Annotated in this window: 19 protein-coding genes; 6 read left to right on the top strand and 13 right to left on the bottom strand. The window is 57.1% G+C overall.

What is annotated here, in order from left to right; genetic code table 11:
- The coding region (locus tag EO133_RS12740) for a methyl-accepting chemotaxis protein (protein WP_164734960.1) at positions 1 to 1463 on the top strand (1463 nt) is incomplete at its 5' end.
- Between the two features lie 154 nt (positions 1464 to 1617).
- Complete coding sequence (locus EO133_RS20275; protein ID WP_164735003.1) at positions 1618 to 2229, top strand: hypothetical protein; 612 nt, start codon at positions 1618 to 1620, stop codon at positions 2227 to 2229.
- Between the two features lie 98 nt (positions 2230 to 2327).
- On the opposite strand, the gene rlmN is transcribed toward EO133_RS20275, so the two are convergent.
- Positions 2328 to 3527 (bottom strand): dual-specificity RNA methyltransferase RlmN, encoded by a 1200-nt coding sequence (gene rlmN / locus EO133_RS12730; RefSeq protein WP_127073036.1) that lies wholly within the window; start codon positions 3525 to 3527, stop codon positions 2328 to 2330.
- Between the two features lie 246 nt (positions 3528 to 3773).
- Between rlmN and EO133_RS12725 the strand changes: the two genes are divergently transcribed.
- Positions 3774 to 4418, top strand: coding sequence for a TetR/AcrR family transcriptional regulator (locus tag EO133_RS12725; RefSeq protein ID WP_127073035.1), 645 nt, complete (start codon positions 3774 to 3776; stop codon positions 4416 to 4418).
- Entirely contained in the window at positions 4393 to 4563 is a 171-nt protein-coding gene (locus EO133_RS20270; protein ID WP_164735002.1) for a hypothetical protein, read from the top strand. Before EO133_RS12725 ends, EO133_RS20270 begins: the two co-directional genes overlap by 26 nt.
- Here the strand turns inward: EO133_RS20270 and EO133_RS12720 are convergent.
- Both EO133_RS12720 and EO133_RS12715 read right to left on the bottom strand, forming a co-directional pair.
- The gene (locus EO133_RS12720) at positions 4560 to 5078 is read right to left on the bottom strand and encodes an invasion associated locus B family protein (protein ID WP_127073034.1); all 519 of its coding nucleotides are present in this window, start codon (positions 5076 to 5078) and stop codon (positions 4560 to 4562) included. The two genes, EO133_RS20270 and EO133_RS12720, sit on opposite strands and share 4 nt — an antisense overlap.
- Positions 5079 to 5168: 90 nt before the next feature.
- A complete protein-coding gene (locus tag EO133_RS12715) occupies positions 5169 to 5696 on the bottom strand; it encodes an invasion associated locus B family protein (RefSeq protein WP_127073033.1) in 528 nt (175 codons plus the stop codon).
- Positions 5697 to 5918: 222 nt separating this feature from the next.
- Here EO133_RS12715 and EO133_RS12710 point away from each other — a divergent pair, with 222 nt between their 5' ends.
- Positions 5919 to 6389 carry a low molecular weight protein-tyrosine-phosphatase gene (locus tag EO133_RS12710; protein WP_127073032.1) on the top strand — a complete coding sequence of 157 codons (471 nt, stop codon included), beginning with the start codon at positions 5919 to 5921 and terminating at the stop codon, positions 6387 to 6389.
- A 1-nt stretch (position 6390) separates the two neighbouring features.
- On the opposite strand, the gene EO133_RS12705 is transcribed toward EO133_RS12710, so the two are convergent.
- Both EO133_RS12705 and thpR read right to left on the bottom strand, forming a co-directional pair.
- A complete protein-coding gene (locus tag EO133_RS12705) occupies positions 6391 to 7164 on the bottom strand; it encodes a glycosyltransferase family 2 protein (protein WP_127073031.1) in 774 nt (257 codons plus the stop codon).
- Positions 7165 to 7260: 96 nt separating this feature from the next.
- The gene (thpR, locus tag EO133_RS12700; protein WP_127073030.1) at positions 7261 to 7800 is read right to left on the bottom strand and encodes an RNA 2',3'-cyclic phosphodiesterase; all 540 of its coding nucleotides are present in this window, start codon (positions 7798 to 7800) and stop codon (positions 7261 to 7263) included.
- Between the two features lie 266 nt (positions 7801 to 8066).
- On the opposite strand from thpR, the gene EO133_RS12695 reads away from it, so the two are divergent.
- Positions 8067 to 8837: a Bax inhibitor-1/YccA family protein gene (locus EO133_RS12695; RefSeq protein WP_127073029.1), complete on the top strand. Its 771-nt coding sequence runs from the start codon at positions 8067 to 8069 to the stop codon at positions 8835 to 8837.
- Between the two features lie 86 nt (positions 8838 to 8923).
- On the opposite strand, the gene EO133_RS12690 is transcribed toward EO133_RS12695, so the two are convergent.
- The 8 genes from EO133_RS12690 to ffh all read right to left on the bottom strand — a co-directional run bounded on the left by EO133_RS12690 (position 8924) and on the right by ffh (position 16393).
- Positions 8924 to 9310 carry a DUF2794 domain-containing protein gene (locus EO133_RS12690; protein WP_371870880.1) on the bottom strand — a complete coding sequence of 129 codons (387 nt, stop codon included), beginning with the start codon at positions 9308 to 9310 and terminating at the stop codon, positions 8924 to 8926.
- A 528-nt stretch (positions 9311 to 9838) separates the two neighbouring features.
- On the bottom strand, positions 9839 to 10597 hold the full coding sequence (locus EO133_RS12685; protein ID WP_127073027.1) for a DUF1223 domain-containing protein: 759 nt from the start codon (positions 10595 to 10597) through the stop codon (positions 9839 to 9841).
- A gap of 43 nt (positions 10598 to 10640) precedes the next feature.
- On the bottom strand, positions 10641 to 12080 hold the full coding sequence (locus EO133_RS12680; RefSeq protein WP_127073026.1) for a protein adenylyltransferase SelO: 1440 nt from the start codon (positions 12078 to 12080) through the stop codon (positions 10641 to 10643).
- A 265-nt stretch (positions 12081 to 12345) separates the two neighbouring features.
- Positions 12346 to 12906 carry a 50S ribosomal protein L19 gene (gene rplS, locus EO133_RS12675; protein ID WP_127073025.1) on the bottom strand — a complete coding sequence of 187 codons (561 nt, stop codon included), beginning with the start codon at positions 12904 to 12906 and terminating at the stop codon, positions 12346 to 12348.
- Positions 12907 to 13027: 121 nt separating this feature from the next.
- The gene (gene trmD, locus EO133_RS12670) at positions 13028 to 13729 is read right to left on the bottom strand and encodes a tRNA (guanosine(37)-N1)-methyltransferase TrmD (RefSeq protein WP_127073024.1); all 702 of its coding nucleotides are present in this window, start codon (positions 13727 to 13729) and stop codon (positions 13028 to 13030) included.
- Complete coding sequence (gene rimM / locus EO133_RS12665) at positions 13726 to 14280, bottom strand: ribosome maturation factor RimM (protein WP_127073023.1); 555 nt, start codon at positions 14278 to 14280, stop codon at positions 13726 to 13728. The genes trmD and rimM overlap by 4 nt, the downstream gene beginning before the upstream one ends.
- A gap of 111 nt (positions 14281 to 14391) precedes the next feature.
- A complete protein-coding gene (rpsP, locus tag EO133_RS12660; protein ID WP_127073022.1) occupies positions 14392 to 14799 on the bottom strand; it encodes a 30S ribosomal protein S16 in 408 nt (135 codons plus the stop codon).
- Positions 14800 to 14842: 43 nt separating this feature from the next.
- On the bottom strand, positions 14843 to 16393 hold the full coding sequence (ffh, locus tag EO133_RS12655) for a signal recognition particle protein (protein WP_127073021.1): 1551 nt from the start codon (positions 16391 to 16393) through the stop codon (positions 14843 to 14845).
- Positions 16394 to 16592: the final 199 nt, after the last annotated feature.

Below are 16592 nucleotides of genomic sequence, written 5' to 3'. Positions count from 1 at the left end.
TTGCCGCGCGTTTGGTTTCGCGTCCGATCCCGAAGCTTTCTCGTGTGATGGATGACATTGCGCAGAACAGGTTCGACGTTGAGGTTCCCTATACCGCCAATTCCAACGAGGTTGGGGATATGGCGCGGGCGGTGGAAGTTTTCCGCCAGAACGGGCTCAAGGTTGCCGAGATGACCGAGGCGGAAGCGGCCCGGATCATTGCGGACGAACAAGCGCGGCGCAAGATGATGGGCGAGTTGCAGTCGGCCTTTGGCGCGGTTGTCGATGCGGCGGCCAAGGGCGATTTCAGCCATCGGGTGGATGCACAATTTGCCGATGCCGAACTCAACGGGTTGGCGCAAGGGGTCAATACGCTTGTCGAGACTGTCGACCGGGGCCTTGGCGAAACCGTTTCGGTGCTTGGGGCGCTGGCCCAGACCGATCTGACGCGCCGTGTCGAAGGCGAATATGAGGGCGCCTTTGCCCAGCTTCGGGACGATACCAATGCGGTGGCCGACAAATTGTCCGATATTGTGGGTCAGTTGCGCACGACCTCGCGGGCGCTCAAGATCGCAACCGAGGAAATCCTTTCGGGCGCCAACGATCTGTCCGAACGCACGACCCGTCAGGCGGCAACGATTGAGGAAACCTCTGGCGCCATGGAACAGCTTGCCACAACGGTTCTGGAAAATGCCAAGCGGGCCCAGGAAGCCAGCGCGACAGCATTGACCGTTACCAATGCCGCCGAAGAGGGCGGGCAGGTGATGGGCGAAGCCACGCTGGCCATGGAGCGGATCACAACGTCTTCGGCCAAGGTCTCCGACATCATCAAGATGATCGATGACATCGCGTTCCAGACCAATCTTTTGGCGCTGAACGCTTCGGTTGAAGCGGCGCGGGCCGGGGAAGCTGGCAAGGGGTTTGCGGTTGTCGCGGTTGAAGTGCGCCGTCTTGCCCAATCGGCAGCGGAAGCCTCCTCGGAGGTCAAGGCGCTGATCGAGCAGAGCGCCAATGAAGTGGATGGGGGCTCCAAACTGGTGGCCCAGGTTGCCGATAAACTTGGCGTCATGGTTGAAACCGCCCGTGCCAATACCCTGCTGATGGAAGAGATCGCCAAGCAGAGCCAGGCTCAGGCATCGGCAATCGAAGAGGTCAATGTTGCGGTCCAGCAGATGGACGAAATGACCCAGCACAATGCGGCGCTGGTTGAACAAACCAATGCTGCGATTGCCCAGACCGAAGAGCAGGCGTCCACGCTCGATGGCATTGTCGATATCTTCAAGCTTGCCGGCAAGCACGATATCCACGCGCTGCAGGCCAAGGCAAAGACGGCAGCCAATGGGCTGGTGTCCAAAAAGCCTGAAGCCAAGCCCGCCGCTCCCGCTGCTGGTGCCAAGGCAGTGCAAAAGACACAGCAAAAGGCCAAGCAGGCCTATCTCAGCCAGGGCAATGCAGCTCTCGATACCGACTGGTCCGAATTCTGACAAAGCCAACAAAACCAAAATAAAGGGCGTTGCGCTTGGGGGCAGCGCCCTTTTTTGGAATGGTACGAAATTGCTCCGCCGGGCTTGGAAAAGTTTAACCGGTTCCATGCATAGTCGCACCATGCAGACCGCTCGCACGATCAGGAACAGATACATGAACCGCCGCAAACTGTTGGCGCTCGGTACAGGGTTGCTTGGCTCCATTGCAACCGCGCCTGTGCTGGCGGCCGGAGCGGGACACGGCATGAGCGAGGCCGCTCTTGCGTCAAGATTGCAGGCATTGGCCGAAGGGCAATTGCGATTGATTGCGCGTGAGCCCATTCTGCTTCGGGCTGTGCAGAGCCAGAATAGAATCACTTCGGGATATAGTTCTGCCAATATTGCCCGTATCGATGGTGACTGGCGTCGCGAAGTCTATGCCATGGAAACACGCAATCTCATCCCAGCGGTCATGGAGACCCCGGCATCGCTTTATCTCAAGCGTGTGGCGGAACTTTCCGACGGGCTTTACACAGAGTTTGTACTTATGGATGCGCGCGGGCTCAATGTTGCATTGTCAGACATAACCGCAGCCTATTGGCATGGCGACAAACCAAGATGGCTTGAAACATATCCGCAAGGGTTGAGCGGTTTTCATATTGGCGCCGAGGAACATAATACGCTGACCAATGTGATACAGCGTCAGATCGCGATAACGGTTGCCGAGCCGCGCAGTCTGATTCCACTGGGCGCGCTCTGTGCTGGGATCGATCTGGCGAAACTCTAGAGCGTGTCCAGCAAAAGTGGATACGGTTTTGCGGTTCGGACACGCGACAAAACAAAGACTTAGAGCTGAGTTTTGATTCCATCAAAACCTGAACGGCTCTAGAGCAGGAAGGCGTCACGGTCTTTTTTCTTGAGCCGCTCGGTTTCCGACTTGAGCTGCCCACAGGCTGCAAAGATATCGCGCCCGCGCGGGGTACGTACGGGGGAGGCATAACCGGCCCGGTTGACGATATCGGCAAAGGCCTCGATCCGGTCCCAATCGGAACAGACATAGTTCGATCCCGGCCAGGGGTTGAACGGGATCAGGTTGATCTTGGCAGGGATTTTTGCGAGCAAGCGCACGAGTTCACGCGCGTCGGCGTCGGAATCGTTGATGTCCTTGAGCATCACATATTCAAAGGTGATACGCTTGGCATTGGACACGCCGGGATAGGTGCGGCAGGCTTCGAGCAATTGCTCGAGCGGCCATTTCTTGTTGATCGGCACCAGCACATCGCGCAGATCGTTGCGCACCGCATGGAGCGAAATTGCCAGCATAACGCCGATCTCCCGACCGGTCGGCTCAATCTGGGGCACAACCCCCGAAGTTGAAAGCGTGATGCGGCGTTTCGACAGGCTCAGGCCTGCCCCGTCAGATGCGATCAGCAGCGCCTTCTTGACATTCTCGTAGTTATAGAGCGGCTCGCCCATCCCCATCATTACAATGTTGGTAATCGCGCGGGTGTCCCCGGACGGCACCAGCCCATCGGTGGGCCGGGTTCCGCCCGGAAAATCGCCGAGTCGCGCCCGCGCCATCATGACCTGGGCAAGAATTTCTCCCGCCGTCAGATTGCGCACCAGTTTTTGTGTGCCCGTGTGGCAAAACGAACAGGTTAGCGTACACCCAACCTGCGAGGAGACGCAGAGCGTTCCCCTGTCGCTTTCGGGAATATAGACGGTTTCGACCTCGACGGGGGGCATATTGGGCTGCGAGGGATCACGGAACCGGAACAGCCATTTGCGCGTGCCATCGATAGAAATCTGCTCGGAGACGATCTCTGGACGATCTATGACGAAAGCCTGCGCCAGATCGGCCCGCAATCGCTTGGCAATATTGTTCATGGCATCGAATTCGGTGACGCCATTGACATAGATCCAGTTCCACAACTGGCTGGCGCGCATGCGGCTATCACGCTCGGAAAGCCCCATGGCACCAAGACGCGCGGCGATCTCGGATTTCGACAGTCCAACAAGCGAAACCGGACCGCTGGTATCTGGCCGCGGCGCATTGGCATGATCAATATTCAGAGCGACGCTCATGGCGCGTAATCCAACCTTAAGTATGGAATAAGTTTACCGCGCGCGCTGTTATCGTCCAATCCGGACCCCGTGCAACGCGATGGACTGCTGTCTATCACAGCGGGCGGAGCTTGGCAAAGTGCATGAAACAGCGGCAAAGCTGGACGGATCGGGCCAGGGCCTGAGAGCGACAAAAAGGTAGGCACCTGCATCCTCAATCAATCACTTGCTTGACAATCTGGTGAAAATCAATCAAGTGATTGATCCATGAATATACCGAGCACCAAGTCCATGTCCCGTAGGGATGAGATCATCCGCGCCGCCTTCGACCTCATTGCAGAGGTGGGAATCGAAGGGTTGCGAACCCGTGATGTCGCCGCGCGGGTCAATATCAACATCGCTACGCTGCATTATCATTTTCCGGCCAAGCAAGATCTGATTGAAGCGGTGGCCGGTTTTGTTGCCGAATGCTTTTATAGCCAGCATGCCGACTGGCCCGAAGATCTGGTCGGGCAACCATCTTCGAGCCTTGAACGCTTGCGCCAGGAGTTCAGAGATGCGTCCGCGATTCTCGAAAACCGACCTGAACTGGTGGTCGTTTTGAGCGAGTTGATGCTTTTGGCGCGACGCGATGGGGATGTTGCGGAGGTACTGGCCCCGCTTCTGGCCGCGTGGCAAGGCGGAACAAGAGAGTTCATCGCCGAAGGTATAGGCGCGGGAACCTTCCGTTCCGATCTCGATCCTGATTCCGCCGCGCGATTGCTGGTCAGTGCAATCTTGGGTGCGTCCACCCTTTTTGCATCCGACCCCGTTGCCATTGAGCGAATTGGCGCGGAAATCGAACGCAGCTTTGTCAGTATGAAATCCGATCTTGAAGGGAGAACCGATGACGATCGACAATCAAGACCATAATCGCCATGATCAGGATGCGGATCCCCACAGCCTGCTTGCAATGCAATGGCACGGCTTTGGCTCGCCGGTCGGGTGGGCTATCCTGGCGGTCTCGCTAGGCATCACTGCTGTGCTTGTACGCGTGGCAATTCTGGGATTCGCCTAACACTCCGCATCGATTGCGCGCGACGCGGCGGTGGCTCCCATAAGTGAAAAGGTCTGGCGCACCTTGATGCCGCGGGTCGTGGTGCCCTCGATCACCATGGTCGAACCCGCCCGGATGGCCTGATTGGCTGCAGCGGTCTGACTGGTATCGGCCAGCCAGGCCGAATCCCCTTGGGTATAGAGCGCAAAACTCTGACCACCGATCGACATGTTGGCGGTGCTTTCAGGGGCAAATTCATAGCCGGCAACAAGGTTCAATTCCGAGCGTGTTCCATCATTTACGCGATGGGTGATGTAAAAATGCGCGTCACCATATCCGTCCGGTTCGGGATCGGTTGTGGTTGGTTGGGACATGGCAAAGCAGATCTTGCCTGCGCTCTCGGTCGTCGTATAGGACGACCACGCGTTGTGATCACCGAGAACCCGGACAGATTGACCATACGCCGAAAGGGGGGTCAGCGCAGCGCTTAGCACAAGGCCGGGTATCAGAAGGGCTCGGATCATAGAATGGCACATGAGGGGAACGCTCCGATGAATGAAAAAGGCCGGACGGCTAATGCGTCCGACCTTTGGCAAAAACTTGGCGGCAGTGCAAGCGCCCACGGCCTAGCCTGGGCACTCCTCAATGACCTTGTTGAGCGCCGCGGTGACGCCCCGCAGGGAATAGGTGTCCACCGTATTTGTGCCCCTTTGCGACGTTGCGCGAACGACCATCGAAGAACCCGCGCGCATCGCCTGAACAAATCCCGGCTCATCCTCAACGCTGGCAAGCCAGGCGGCATTGTCTGATGTCACCATTGGGTAGGATCGCCCATCAACACTGGCTGAAGCGTTGGGATTGCTCTCGTGAATGGGGTAACCCACAATCGTTGCAACCTCATTGCGCTTGTCTGGGCGGAACGTCACCATGAAATGGATGGCGCCGCGATTGACATTTGATGGCTCCATCGTTTGTGGCGTCGACGAAATGTAACAAATCTTGCCACTCTGACCCGTGTCTGACCAAGCAGTCCAGTAATCAAATGTACCAAGATTTGTTGCAGCATATGCGCCAGATGCGTAAATCGCTGCGCTCGCGCTGACCGCGGCAAGCGCCAGAACACGGCCAACATGGCTGCGAATACCTGACCTCATCGCCAAACCTCACTTTCCTGACTCAAAATATGGTTCCAACCGCGCAATATGACCCTTTATGGTTACCAAGGAGCAAACTTGCGCAAAATTCGATTGCAATTTTACCCTTAGGCACGAATTTGGCCGGAATTTGGTCTGCCCAAGGTCATGATTGCAACCTTTTGTCTCTATGCTTTAGACCAGATTAACCGGGACTGAACGTTCAAAGGGAAGGGAGAGCAAATGGCGTCGATTCTCTTTGTCTGTTTGGGCAATATATGCCGGTCGCCGACCGCGGAGGGGCTGTTGCGCAAACAAGCGGCAGACGCCGGTCTGGCCGGTATTGTCATCGATAGCGCGGGAACCGGGGACTGGCATGTCGGACACCCGCCCGATCGCCGGGCCATTGCTGCGGCGAAGCGGCGCGGCACGGAGATTTCACATCTTCGTGCGCGGCAGGTTGAGCGCGACGATTTTTATCGCTTCGATTTCATCATAGCCATGGACCGGTCAAATTATCGTGCGCTTGAGGCTCTGGCCCCACCCGATGCAAGCGCGCAATTGTCCATGATGCTGGACTTCTCATCCCATCACCAAGGCGATGTGCCGGACCCCTATTTTGGCGGGACGGATGGGTTTGAAGCGGTTCTGGATATGCTGGAGACTGCCAATCGGGGGCTGATTGCCCATCTCCGGGCCAAGATGAGGTCGTAGCTTATTTCTTCTTTTCCGCATCGGGCCGGACATCGGAATATTCGGCGGTACGGGGCTTGCCGAAAAACGTCACCCAGAAAAAGTTGACCACATAGATCCAACCGGTGCGGAACACGCCCTCCTCGGCAAGCCGGCGGCCAGAGGTCAGCATGGGCAGTCCAAAGGTCCACTTGACCTTGCCAATCCTGGAAAGTCTGACCGCAATATCGGTGTCTTCGCCATAAAAGGTGATCGAGAGATCGTACCCGCCCGCCTTTGTCCATGCCGTCCGGGTGAAAACGAAATTGCCGCCCTGGATCATGGAGCCGACCTTGAGCACAAAGCGATTGATCAGATAGATCAGATAGGAGGCGCCATAAAAAATCTTGACGAGCGCGCGCTTGTGCATCGGCAGGTCATAATAGTGATAGGGGCCGGAAAGAGCGACAAGTTGATCGTCCTTTTCGAACTCGGCAATAACGGTGTCGATCCAGCCTTCAGGCAGCATGGTATCGGCGTCGATATTGGCGACAAGTTCGGCCGTGGTGGCGTTAAAGCCAGCGTTGCGGGCGTGAACGAGCCCTTTCTTTGTCTCATCGACAACCTTTACGAAATCGTAGCTCGCTGCGATTTCGGCTGTGCGATCCACCGAGGCATTGTTGACCACGACCACTTCGGCCGCGACCTTGGAGCGGTCCAGTTCGCGCCCAATCGCCTCAAGGCACTGGCCTATGAGTTTTTCCTCGTTATAGGCTGGGATGACAAAGGCCAGTCGTGGAGCGTGTGTCTGTGCCATGATTGGTATCAACTGTCCGCGCAAGAGTGATGTGGAGAGGCCAAATGCCAGCTTTTGGCGTCAAGCGCAAACATTTCGGCCAAAAATTCCACGATTTCAGGCGGCGAGGGGGAAACTCTGCTCAACCAGATAGGGGCCGCCGCCGATCGAATCGCGGCTGGAAAACAGAACAAAGCGATGAACGGAAAAGCGCAGGGGCATGAATTGGCCGGATTGGGCAATATGGCGCGCCACCTCATGGGCCCCCGTGTCCCGCAATCGCGCCAATGTCACATGAGGTACGAATTTGCGCCCGTCGGGTTGAAGCCCGATCCGTTGCAAAAGCCGCTCCTGGCTTTGCTGCAGGCGGCTCAGATCGGGACAGGCCTCGGCACCGGCATAAAGTGCGCGCGGTTTGGTGCCGCCGAAAACGCCGAGATGAGAAAGTGTGATCTCAAAGGGCTCAAAGGTGTCGAGCCGTTCCAGGCTTTCAAAGATCTCCTCGGCGGTCCGATGGTCGACATCGCCGATATAGCGCAAGGTGATATGGTAGTTTTCCGGATCGATCCAGCGCGCGCCTTGCAATCCACCCCGCTTCAAGGAGAGCGCAAAAGCGATGTCCGGGGGGATCTCAAGACCTGTGAAAAGCCTGGGCATGAGCCATCTCCCTTCGCGCTAATTTCCACGCATTCCGATTGTGCATAAATACTCTGCACTGGCCGAAATTGCCTTCGCGAATCAAAGCCTAGCACAGCTTGGCTGTAGCGAGCGTATCAAAATTGGACGCGCCAATTCCAACTGGTGGTTTCCAGACCGGTTTTTCTTGTAATTTTGATGGCCCGTCTCCATATTGTCACCCAACCGGCCTGAGATGATTTCGTCTTTGGCCCCAGTGTTTTGTTCTAAGCGAGGATGGAAAAACAATGGCAGAATATGACCGTCAGACCGTCGCCGGACGTGTCGGCACAGCCGCCGCAATCGACGAGGGCCTGCGCGCGCACATGTTGCGCGTTTACAATTATATGGGAATCGGTCTTGCCGTGACCGGCATTGTGGCGCTCGCGCTTTCGATGCTTACGGCAACAAACGATCCCAGCCAGGCCGTTGCTCAGCTAGGCAATGGCGTGATGTTGACCCAGCTCGGCGTCGCGCTTTATGGAAGCCCGCTGCAATGGGTTGTTATGCTGTCGCCATTTGCCTTCATTCTGGCATTGAGCTTTGGCATCAACAAGATGAGCTTTGCCACCGCGCAGATGGTGTTCTGGGCCTTTGCGGCAGTGATGGGCATTTCGCTTTCCTCGATCTTCCTTGTTTATACAGGCGGTTCGATTGCGAAGGTCTTCTTCATCGCCGCAGCGATGTTCGGTTCCATGAGCCTTTATGGCTATACGACAAAGCGCGACCTGACTTCGATTGGCGCGTTTCTATTCATGGGTCTGATCGGCCTTATCATCGCAATGGTCGTCAATATCTTCCTGCAAAGTTCAGCGCTCGATTTCGCCATCTCGGCGATCGGCGTTCTGATTTTCCTGGGCCTCACCGCTTTTGATACCCAGAAGATCAAGGAAGCCTATGCGGAAAATATCGGCCAGGAAGGCCTGGGCAAGCTCGCCATCATGGGCGCGCTGACGCTTTATCTGGACTTCATCAACCTGTTCCTGATGCTGCTGCGCCTGTTCGGCAATCGCGAATAGGTTTTCCGTTAGCATGGACAGACAAAGGCCGCGGATGTTCCGCGGCCTTTTTTGTGCTCCCGTCCCAAAGCGCTGTTATGGGTTCGTCATCGAACGACGTAGAGATGGGGGTCGAGAATGCGCAGCACGTTTGCCAGATCGTGGCCGCGCTTGAGGATGCGGCCATCGGTGCCATAGACCATAAACTGACCTTGCTTGCGCGCCAGCTTGGGATTTTTTTCAATCACAAACAGCGGGCGTTCCGAGGCGCGCTGATAGATGGAAAACAACGCGCGCTCGCGCAGCATGTCCATGGCGTAATCGCGCCATTCCCCGCTTGCGACCTTCTTTCCGTAAACATTGAGAATCTGCGCCAGTTCATGTCGATCGAAACTCACCGGTCCTGCGTGGCGCGCGCCTGGCGGTGAGCCGCTTGTGCGGATGGTGGTGCTTAAGCTCTGGCTGGAGCCGCCCGAACCTGCATTTTCGCTCAAGAGCAAATCCTCTCGTCACACATGTGTAACAATGATTGCGTTGTTCGTTGCCAAGTGCAACCCCTCAACTGCAAAGCTGCAGTGACCTGAACATTCCTCTAAAACAACGCATTTGAGCCACATTCTGTCCCTTTGGTTGCCCAATTGCGCGCCTAGCTTATCTTCATTGCCTCCAGTGGCCCGCCGCCGGGATCATTCAGCCCCCAAACCTTGATCCCGGTCGGCTGGCCACTCTTGCCCCTCCTTTTGGAGGGGCACCCTGACCTCCATTTACGTATTTTCGTCCTCCTGTCGATTTGTCGACGGGAGGTTTTTCTTTTTGGCAGAAGGTCCATATTCGCTGAAATGGCCTGAGCTCTGTGCGTTTCGATCCTCAACGCATCGAAACAATTGAAAGCTGGCCTAGATCAAATCTGTTTTTCATTGAATCGCAGATTTGATCCAGGACTTTGATTTTTCTCGCGTCCGAACCGGAAAACCGTGTCCACCCTCGGATCAAGTCCAAGGGCATGCTTTTGCTGGACACGCTTAGTTGCGGGTGATCGCCACCGCGCCAAGAATTGGACCGGGCAGTTCGCCATGCTTTTCCTGTACCAAAATCGCCGCACCGTCGTTTTCTGGCCCAAGGGCTTCTTCAAGTGGGATGCGCATGTCGAGGCCATCTGAAGATGTCCACATGCCGATGGCCTGCCGACTGGTGACGATATGGGAATAGGCCATGGTGTGGCCCGAATTCTCGCCGCGATCAATGGTAACTTCGGCACTGCCCTTGAAGGTTACGAGCCAGACCACCGCATCCTGGTGGCGGGGTGAACCCTCCATGGAAAGGGTGAGGGTGCCGTCGTTGAATTCACGCACTTGCAGATCGAGCGGAAGGGTGGTTGAGCGCACCAGAGCCCGAATTTCGCTGCTATAGGTGCCCGCGATCCCCCGCTGCCCGTTTATCACCATTTGCGGGGTATAGATGCGGCCTTTGCCCCAGGCCTGGGCGTAGGCGCGCTGCAATTGGCCGTTTCCAGGCAAGGCAAAGGTATCTTCCCAGCCAATATAGTCCCAATAATCCACGTGATAGGCCAGCGCTACGACATCGCCGCGTGTACCCAATTGTGTCAAAAGAGCATCGGCAGGTGGGCAAGATGAGCAGCCTTGGCTCGTAAAAAGTTCAATGACGGCCGATGGCCCTGTCCGAATCTCGAGTGCTGCGGCTGTGCTTATACCCGTTACCAGCGCGAGACCGGCAAGGACGGGGCGCAACAGGACAGCAAATCGGGTAGCAAGGCGTGTCATGGCGCAAAGTTGTAAATCCAATCGGAGGGCCGGACCAGTCACTTCAAGGTGATTTTGCATCGCTTTTATGCAGATGCGCATTTGCGCGCGCCATGGCTCTTATTTGTTTGAGCGTGCTTTCAAAAAGCGACCAGTCATCACGCTCTGCAATCGGGCTCCAAAGCGCCTCGACCTGCTCGATCAACATTGTGCATGGCGCTTCGCTGGTGAAATATGGGTCATGCAGGGCTGCTTGCGGGTTGCGCTCATAATGGGAAAGTGCATTTCCAAGATCGGCAAAATCGTCGCTACGATACAGACCCGCCTGCGGGCTGGCGGACATACGCGTATTGTTGTCCAGTCCGCCAAAAAGATCGAAAAACACCTGTTCATAGGCCGGTTTGACTGCACCCATGAAGGCAAAAAAAGCAGAAACGAAGCTATGATCGGCTTCGGGATCTCTCGGCAGAAGGCCAAGGCGGTTTAGAACGGCCTGCCCAAGCGCGGTCTGAAAATGAGGCCAGAAGCGGTTGAGCTGGGGTTCAAGCAATTCAACGGTGCTTATCGGCACCAGACATTCTGCCAGGCGCGTAAGCGACCAGGCCAAGGCATCAGGTTGGCGCCCAAAGGCATAGCGCCCGGCTGTATCGAAATAGGCCGCGGTAAAGAGTGGATCGTAATGGGGCAGAAAACGCCAGGGGCCGTAATCGAAACACTCACCGGTGATGTTGATGTTGTCGGTATTGAGCACCCCATGCACGAAGCCGGCCGCTATCATTTGCGCGCCGGTTTGCGCTACGGCGTCAACCACTGCACCGAGAAAGCCTGCGACGCGTTCATCACTACCTTGATCGTCGAGATGGCGATAGTAGTGGGCAATCGCATAGTCGGTCAGCTTTTGCAGATTTTCGGTGTCTTCAAGAAATGCCAAACGCTGGAACGTGCCGATCCGAATATGTGAATGGGAGAGCCGCACCAAAACAGACGATCGCGTGGGGGATGGTTCGTCACCACGCTCCAAAGCCTCGCCGGTTTCAACAAGCGAGAAGCTTTTTGAGGTGTTGACGCCAAACGCTTCGAGCAGTTCGCTGGCAAGAATTTCGCGTATGCCGCCCTTGAGCGTCAGCCGGCCATCGCCGCCGCGCGACCATGGTGTCGTACCCGAGCCCTTGGTGCCAAGATCGAGCAGCCGATCATCCCTGGGATCGAAAAGCTGGCCAAAAAGAAAGCCTCGGCCATCGCCCAGATCGGGATTATACGCACCAAACTGGTGACCGTGATAACGCAGGGCCAGTGGATGTTCGAGCGAGCCGGCAAGCGACTCGAATTTCGCGAAATGGGCGATCCAGTCCTGCTCTGACATATCGCCGAGCCCTACACGCTCCGCCCAAGCCTGGTTGCGGAAGCGAAGGGTGGTTTGCGGAAAAACGGCTGGGATCACCTCGTCGAAAAAATCGGAACCCAACGCCATATGGGCCTTGCTTGGGCGATAGACATCGCTCATTGCGCGTCAACGCGATGTTTTGTCGTCAAGAGCTTGGAAATCGTGTTGCCACGATCTTGCGCTGGCAAGCGCCCCGATTGTGGGAGGACCGTGACGGGAATGGGTTTGGCGATGTGATTTTCAACGGGCATAAAGTGCCTTGGGTCATGATTTAGTCTGGGTCAGAATGTCATGAGAGCAGGGCCAATAAAACCGTTGCGGCAAACAAAAAAAGCCCGGCGCGCATGGCCGGGCTTTAAAACTGGTCCGAAAAAGACGGAAGCGCTTATTCGCCCTTTGCTTCTTCGGCGGGTGCTTCCGCGGCCTTGGCCTCGGCTGCAGCAGCTTCGGCGGCGGCCTTTTCGGCTGCTTCCTGCGCTGCGACCTCGGCTGCAAGTGCCTGGGCTGCTGCGATCTTTTCTGCCTCGCGAGCGGCCTTGGCGTCTGCTGCGGCCTGACGCTCATCGGCTTCGATGCGCTTGGTGCGTGCATTGGTCGAGTCAAAGATGCGCGCCGATTTACCGCGACGATCGCGCAGGTAGTAGAGCTTTGCGCGACGGACTTTACCGCGCTTTAGAACTTCGATGCGATCGATCATCGGGGACAGGACGGGGAAAACACGTTCCACGCCTTCGCCGTAGGAAATCTTGCGGACAGTGAAGCTTTCCATCAGGCCACCGCCGGTGCGGGCGATCACGACGCCTTCATAGGCCTGAAGACGCTCTTTTTCGCCTTCGCGGATCTTGACCCAAACCTTGACGGTATCGCCATGGGAGAATTCGGGGATCGGACGCTTGGCAACAAGGGCCTCTGTATGCTCTTTTTCGAGCTGCTGAATAATGTTCATTTTGAAAGTTCCGTTCTATCTTTTCGCAGGAGCATCTTTTGATGCCCGGTCTTCGTTGGACGGTTCGGACATTTGGTGTCCGTAAAGTCGAGGGCGCTATACACGGGAAACCCCCAAGAGTCTAGGGGTTTTCCTTGCCAAAGGCGGCCCAGAGATCAGGACGCCGTGTTCTGGTTAGCGCCTCTGCCTGCTCGCGGCGCCATTTTGCCACCCTGCCGTGATCGCCCGATGTCAGAACCGAAGGAATTTCAAGCCCTTCAAAGCTTTGCGGGCGCGTATATTGCGGATATTCGAGAAGCCCGTCTTCAAAGCTTTCGTCAGCGTGGCTTTCGGCGGCGCCCAGAACGCCAGGCAAGAGGCGGACGACAGCTTCAAGCAGCACCATTGCTGCAACCTCGCCCCCGGCCAGAACGTAATCACCGATGGAAATTTCTTGAAGATTGCGCGCTTCGATCACGCGCTGGTCGATACCCTCGAACCGGCCGCAGATGATAAGAGCGCCGGGGCCTTGCGCCAGTTCGCGTACCCTTTGTTGGGTTAGGGGCATGCCGCGCGGGCTCATGACGATTCTGGGCCGCTCGTCATCGGTTGGGGCGGCAAAATCGATTGCATCGGCCAAAATGTCGGGTTTGAGCACCATGCCTGCGCCGCCCCCGGCAGGCGTATCGTCAACCGTGCGGTGCCGGTCCTGGGCAAAGTCGCGCAGATTATGGGTGTCCAGCGCCCATGCGCCATTATCAAGCCCTCTGCCGATCACCGAGGCGCCAAGTGGGCCAGGAAACAATTCAGGAAACAGCGTTATGACAGAGGCGCGCCAACTCATGGCGTGTCCTCGGGATCGGTTTCCTCAGGGTCGCGCGGAGTATCCTCGAGCCAGCCTTGAGGCGGGATGGCGATCACGAAGCCCTTTCTAACATCAACCCGTGGCACGACTGCCTTGGTAAACGGCAGAAAGACGGACTTCCCGTTCTCTTTGAGCCGGATGTCCAGCAGATCGTCGGCGCCGAAATTTGCAACCGCCGTAATCGTGCCCAGAACCGTCTCGTCGGGTTGACGTACCTCCAGGCCAATCAGATCGGTATGATAAAATTCATCCTCTTCGGGCTCATCGAGCCGGGCGCGGTCGATGTAGAGAGAAACGCCGTTGAGCTTTTCGGCCCCATTGCGGTCGGTGATGCCCTCAAGGCTTGCAATCAGAACCGACTTGGCCTGGCGAGCCCTGGTTATCTTCACACTCAGGCCGGGCCGGTCTGTATCGAGGACGCCATAATTGGCAATTGCAAGCGGATCCTCAGTATATGAGGTGATCCGCACCTCACCCTTTATGCCGTGGGCGGCGCCAATCTTGCCAAGCAGAATCGGTGTTTTGGTCATGGTCTCAAGTCCGCGGTCTTTGGCTGGGCGGAAAGCAAAAAGGCCCCGGCGACAGAATGTGCCGAGGCCCAGATTCTTTGCCCAGAGAACCGGGCACGCACCAAAGCGGGCTTATTCGGCAGCCGTTTCTTCGGTTGCAGGCGCTTGTTCAGCGACCGGCTCTTCAGCGGGAGCGTTGGCAGCTTCTTGTGCAGCGCGCTTTTCCTCGGCGCGCTCGAGCGCCTTGGCGCCGGGCTTGGCCTTGTTGGGGTTGTTGCGGGCCTCGCGCTTGAGCAGGCCAGCGGCATCGAGGAAGCGTTCGACGCGATCGGTGGGCTGAGCGCCGGTCTTGATCCAGTACTCGGCGCGCTCGGTGTCAAGAATGACGCGCTTTTCGTCACCCTTTTCGAGCATGGGATTGTAAGAGCCGATGCGCTCGATGATACGGCCGTCGCGCGGGGCGCGGACGTCGGCAACAACGACGTGGTAATAGGGGCGCTTTTTGGAGCCTGCGCGTGCAAGGCGGATTTTGATTGCCATAGTCTTTCAGTCTTTCTCTTAGATATTCAAAGTTGATAAGGGGCTATTTTTTTCTGCCCGGCAAACCGGGCAATCCCGGGAGTCCCGGGAATTTCGCGCTGCCAAGTCCGGGCAGGGCGGGTGAACCGCTGCCAGCGCTCTTGGCAAGCTTGGAAAAATCGTCAGGCAGCTTTGCGGGATCTGCGCCCATCTGCTTTGCCATTTGCTCAAGTTGGGCCGGGTCCATATCCGGCATGGAACCACCCATCATGGACTTGCCCATGCCGCCGAACATATTGGCGAGCCCGCCCGCACCGCCGCGAGAGACCTTTTTCATCATGTCCGCCATCTGACGGTGCATCTTGATGAGCTTGTTGATTTCTGAAACTTCGACGCCGGCACCCTTCGCAATGCGCTTGCGGCGTGAAGCATTGAGCAGGTCGGGTTTGGCGCGTTCCTTTTTGGTCATCGATTGGATGATCGCAACCTGACGGTCAAAGATCTTGTCATCGGTACGGCCATCGGGCAGGCTCTTGGCCAGATTGCCCATGCCGGGCATCATCTTCATCAGCGATGCCATGCCGCCCATTTTCTTCATCTGCTGAAGCTGGCCCATGAGATCGTCCAGGTCGAACTGACCCTTCTTCATCTTCTTGGCCATTTTCTGAGCATCTTCGGCGGTGACGTTGGCGGCGGCCTTTTCCACCAGCGAAACGATATCGCCCATGCCCAGAATACGGTCGGCAATGCGCTTGGGGTGGAAGTCCTCCAGCGCATCCATCTTTTCGCCGACACCGATCAGTTTGATCGGTTTGCCAGTTGCAGCGCGCATGGAAAGCGCTGCGCCACCGCGCCCATCGCCGTCAACGCGGGTAAGGACGATGCCGGTGATATCCACGCGCTGATCGAAGGAGCGGGCGAGATTGACCGCATCCTGACCGGTCAGGCTATCGGCAACCAGAAGAATTTCGTGGGGGTTGGAGACCGCCTTGATCTGTGCGGTTTCTTCCATCAGCTCTTCATCGATATGGGTGCGGCCCGCAGTATCGAGCATGACCACGTCATAGCCGCCGGTCCTGGCGCTGTTGAGCGCGCGCTTGGCGATGTCGACGGCGGACTGTCCGGCAATGATTTCAAGCGTGTCGACGCCAATCTGAGCGCCAAGGGTCTGGAGCTGCTCCATGGCCGCCGGGCGGCGGGTATCGAGCGATGCAAGCAGAACCTTCTTGCCCTGCTTGTCTTTGAGCCGCTTTGCGATCTTGCCGGTGGTTGTGGTCTTGCCCGAACCTTGCAGGCCCACCATCAGGATCGGAACGGGCGCGGCTGCATTGAGCGAGATCGGATTGGCCTCTTCGCCCAGCACGGCGACAAGTTCGTCATGGACAATCTTGACAACTTGCTGGCCGGGCTTGACCGAGCGCGTAACCTCCGCGCCGATGGCACGGGCTCCAACCTGCTCGGTAAAGGCCTTGACCACTTCGAGCGAGACGTCCGCCTCGATCAGCGCCCGGCGTACTTCGCGCAGCGCTGCCGAAACATCGGCCTCGCTCAATGCGCCGCGTCCGGTCAGGCCGGAAAATATCTTGCCCAGGCGATCTGAAAGTGAGTCAAACATAAACCGTCTCGTTCCTTGTCCGTGGTTCTGACCGTGATATGGGCCACCAAGTGCTCAAATGCAAAACACACCCGCGGGCGCAACGCGCTGACGGGTGGTGACCGGATGCCTCTTTGGACAGCCTAGTGGCTCAAAATCAGTCATACCATGACAAATCTGGTGCGGCTTATAGGCTGGTGAGGCCATCGAGTCAATTGCG

The sequence above is a fragment of the Pelagibacterium lentulum genome (genome assembly GCF_003992625.1).
GTDB lineage: Bacteria > Pseudomonadota > Alphaproteobacteria > Rhizobiales > Devosiaceae > Pelagibacterium > Pelagibacterium lentulum.
This window is presented reverse-complemented; position numbering and strand designations above follow the sequence as displayed.

What these genes read in the sequence shown, in the direction of transcription:
- EO133_RS20275 (WP_164735003.1), top strand. Translation starts at nt 1,618, where the DNA reads ATGAACCGCCGCAAACTGTTGGCGCTCGGTACAGGGTTGCTTGGCTCC.
- rlmN (WP_127073036.1), bottom strand. Translation starts at nt 3,527, where the DNA reads ATGAGCGTCGCTCTGAATATTGATCATGCCAATGCGCCGCGGCCAGAT.
- EO133_RS12725 (WP_127073035.1), top strand. Translation starts at nt 3,774, where the DNA reads ATGAATATACCGAGCACCAAGTCCATGTCCCGTAGGGATGAGATCATC.
- EO133_RS20270 (WP_164735002.1), top strand. Translation starts at nt 4,393, where the DNA reads ATGACGATCGACAATCAAGACCATAATCGCCATGATCAGGATGCGGAT.
- EO133_RS12720 (WP_127073034.1), bottom strand. Translation starts at nt 5,078, where the DNA reads ATGTGCCATTCTATGATCCGAGCCCTTCTGATACCCGGCCTTGTGCTA.
- EO133_RS12715 (WP_127073033.1), bottom strand. Translation starts at nt 5,696, where the DNA reads ATGAGGTCAGGTATTCGCAGCCATGTTGGCCGTGTTCTGGCGCTTGCC.
- EO133_RS12710 (WP_127073032.1), top strand. Translation starts at nt 5,919, where the DNA reads ATGGCGTCGATTCTCTTTGTCTGTTTGGGCAATATATGCCGGTCGCCG.
- EO133_RS12705 (WP_127073031.1), bottom strand. Translation starts at nt 7,164, where the DNA reads ATGGCACAGACACACGCTCCACGACTGGCCTTTGTCATCCCAGCCTAT.
- thpR (WP_127073030.1), bottom strand. Translation starts at nt 7,800, where the DNA reads ATGCCCAGGCTTTTCACAGGTCTTGAGATCCCCCCGGACATCGCTTTT.
- EO133_RS12695 (WP_127073029.1), top strand. Translation starts at nt 8,067, where the DNA reads ATGGCAGAATATGACCGTCAGACCGTCGCCGGACGTGTCGGCACAGCC.
- EO133_RS12685 (WP_127073027.1), bottom strand. Translation starts at nt 10,597, where the DNA reads ATGACACGCCTTGCTACCCGATTTGCTGTCCTGTTGCGCCCCGTCCTT.
- EO133_RS12680 (WP_127073026.1), bottom strand. Translation starts at nt 12,080, where the DNA reads ATGAGCGATGTCTATCGCCCAAGCAAGGCCCATATGGCGTTGGGTTCC.
- rplS (WP_127073025.1), bottom strand. Translation starts at nt 12,906, where the DNA reads ATGAACATTATTCAGCAGCTCGAAAAAGAGCATACAGAGGCCCTTGTT.
- trmD (WP_127073024.1), bottom strand. Translation starts at nt 13,729, where the DNA reads ATGAGTTGGCGCGCCTCTGTCATAACGCTGTTTCCTGAATTGTTTCCT.
- rimM (WP_127073023.1), bottom strand. Translation starts at nt 14,280, where the DNA reads ATGACCAAAACACCGATTCTGCTTGGCAAGATTGGCGCCGCCCACGGC.
- rpsP (WP_127073022.1), bottom strand. Translation starts at nt 14,799, where the DNA reads ATGGCAATCAAAATCCGCCTTGCACGCGCAGGCTCCAAAAAGCGCCCC.
- ffh (WP_127073021.1), bottom strand. Translation starts at nt 16,393, where the DNA reads ATGTTTGACTCACTTTCAGATCGCCTGGGCAAGATATTTTCCGGCCTG.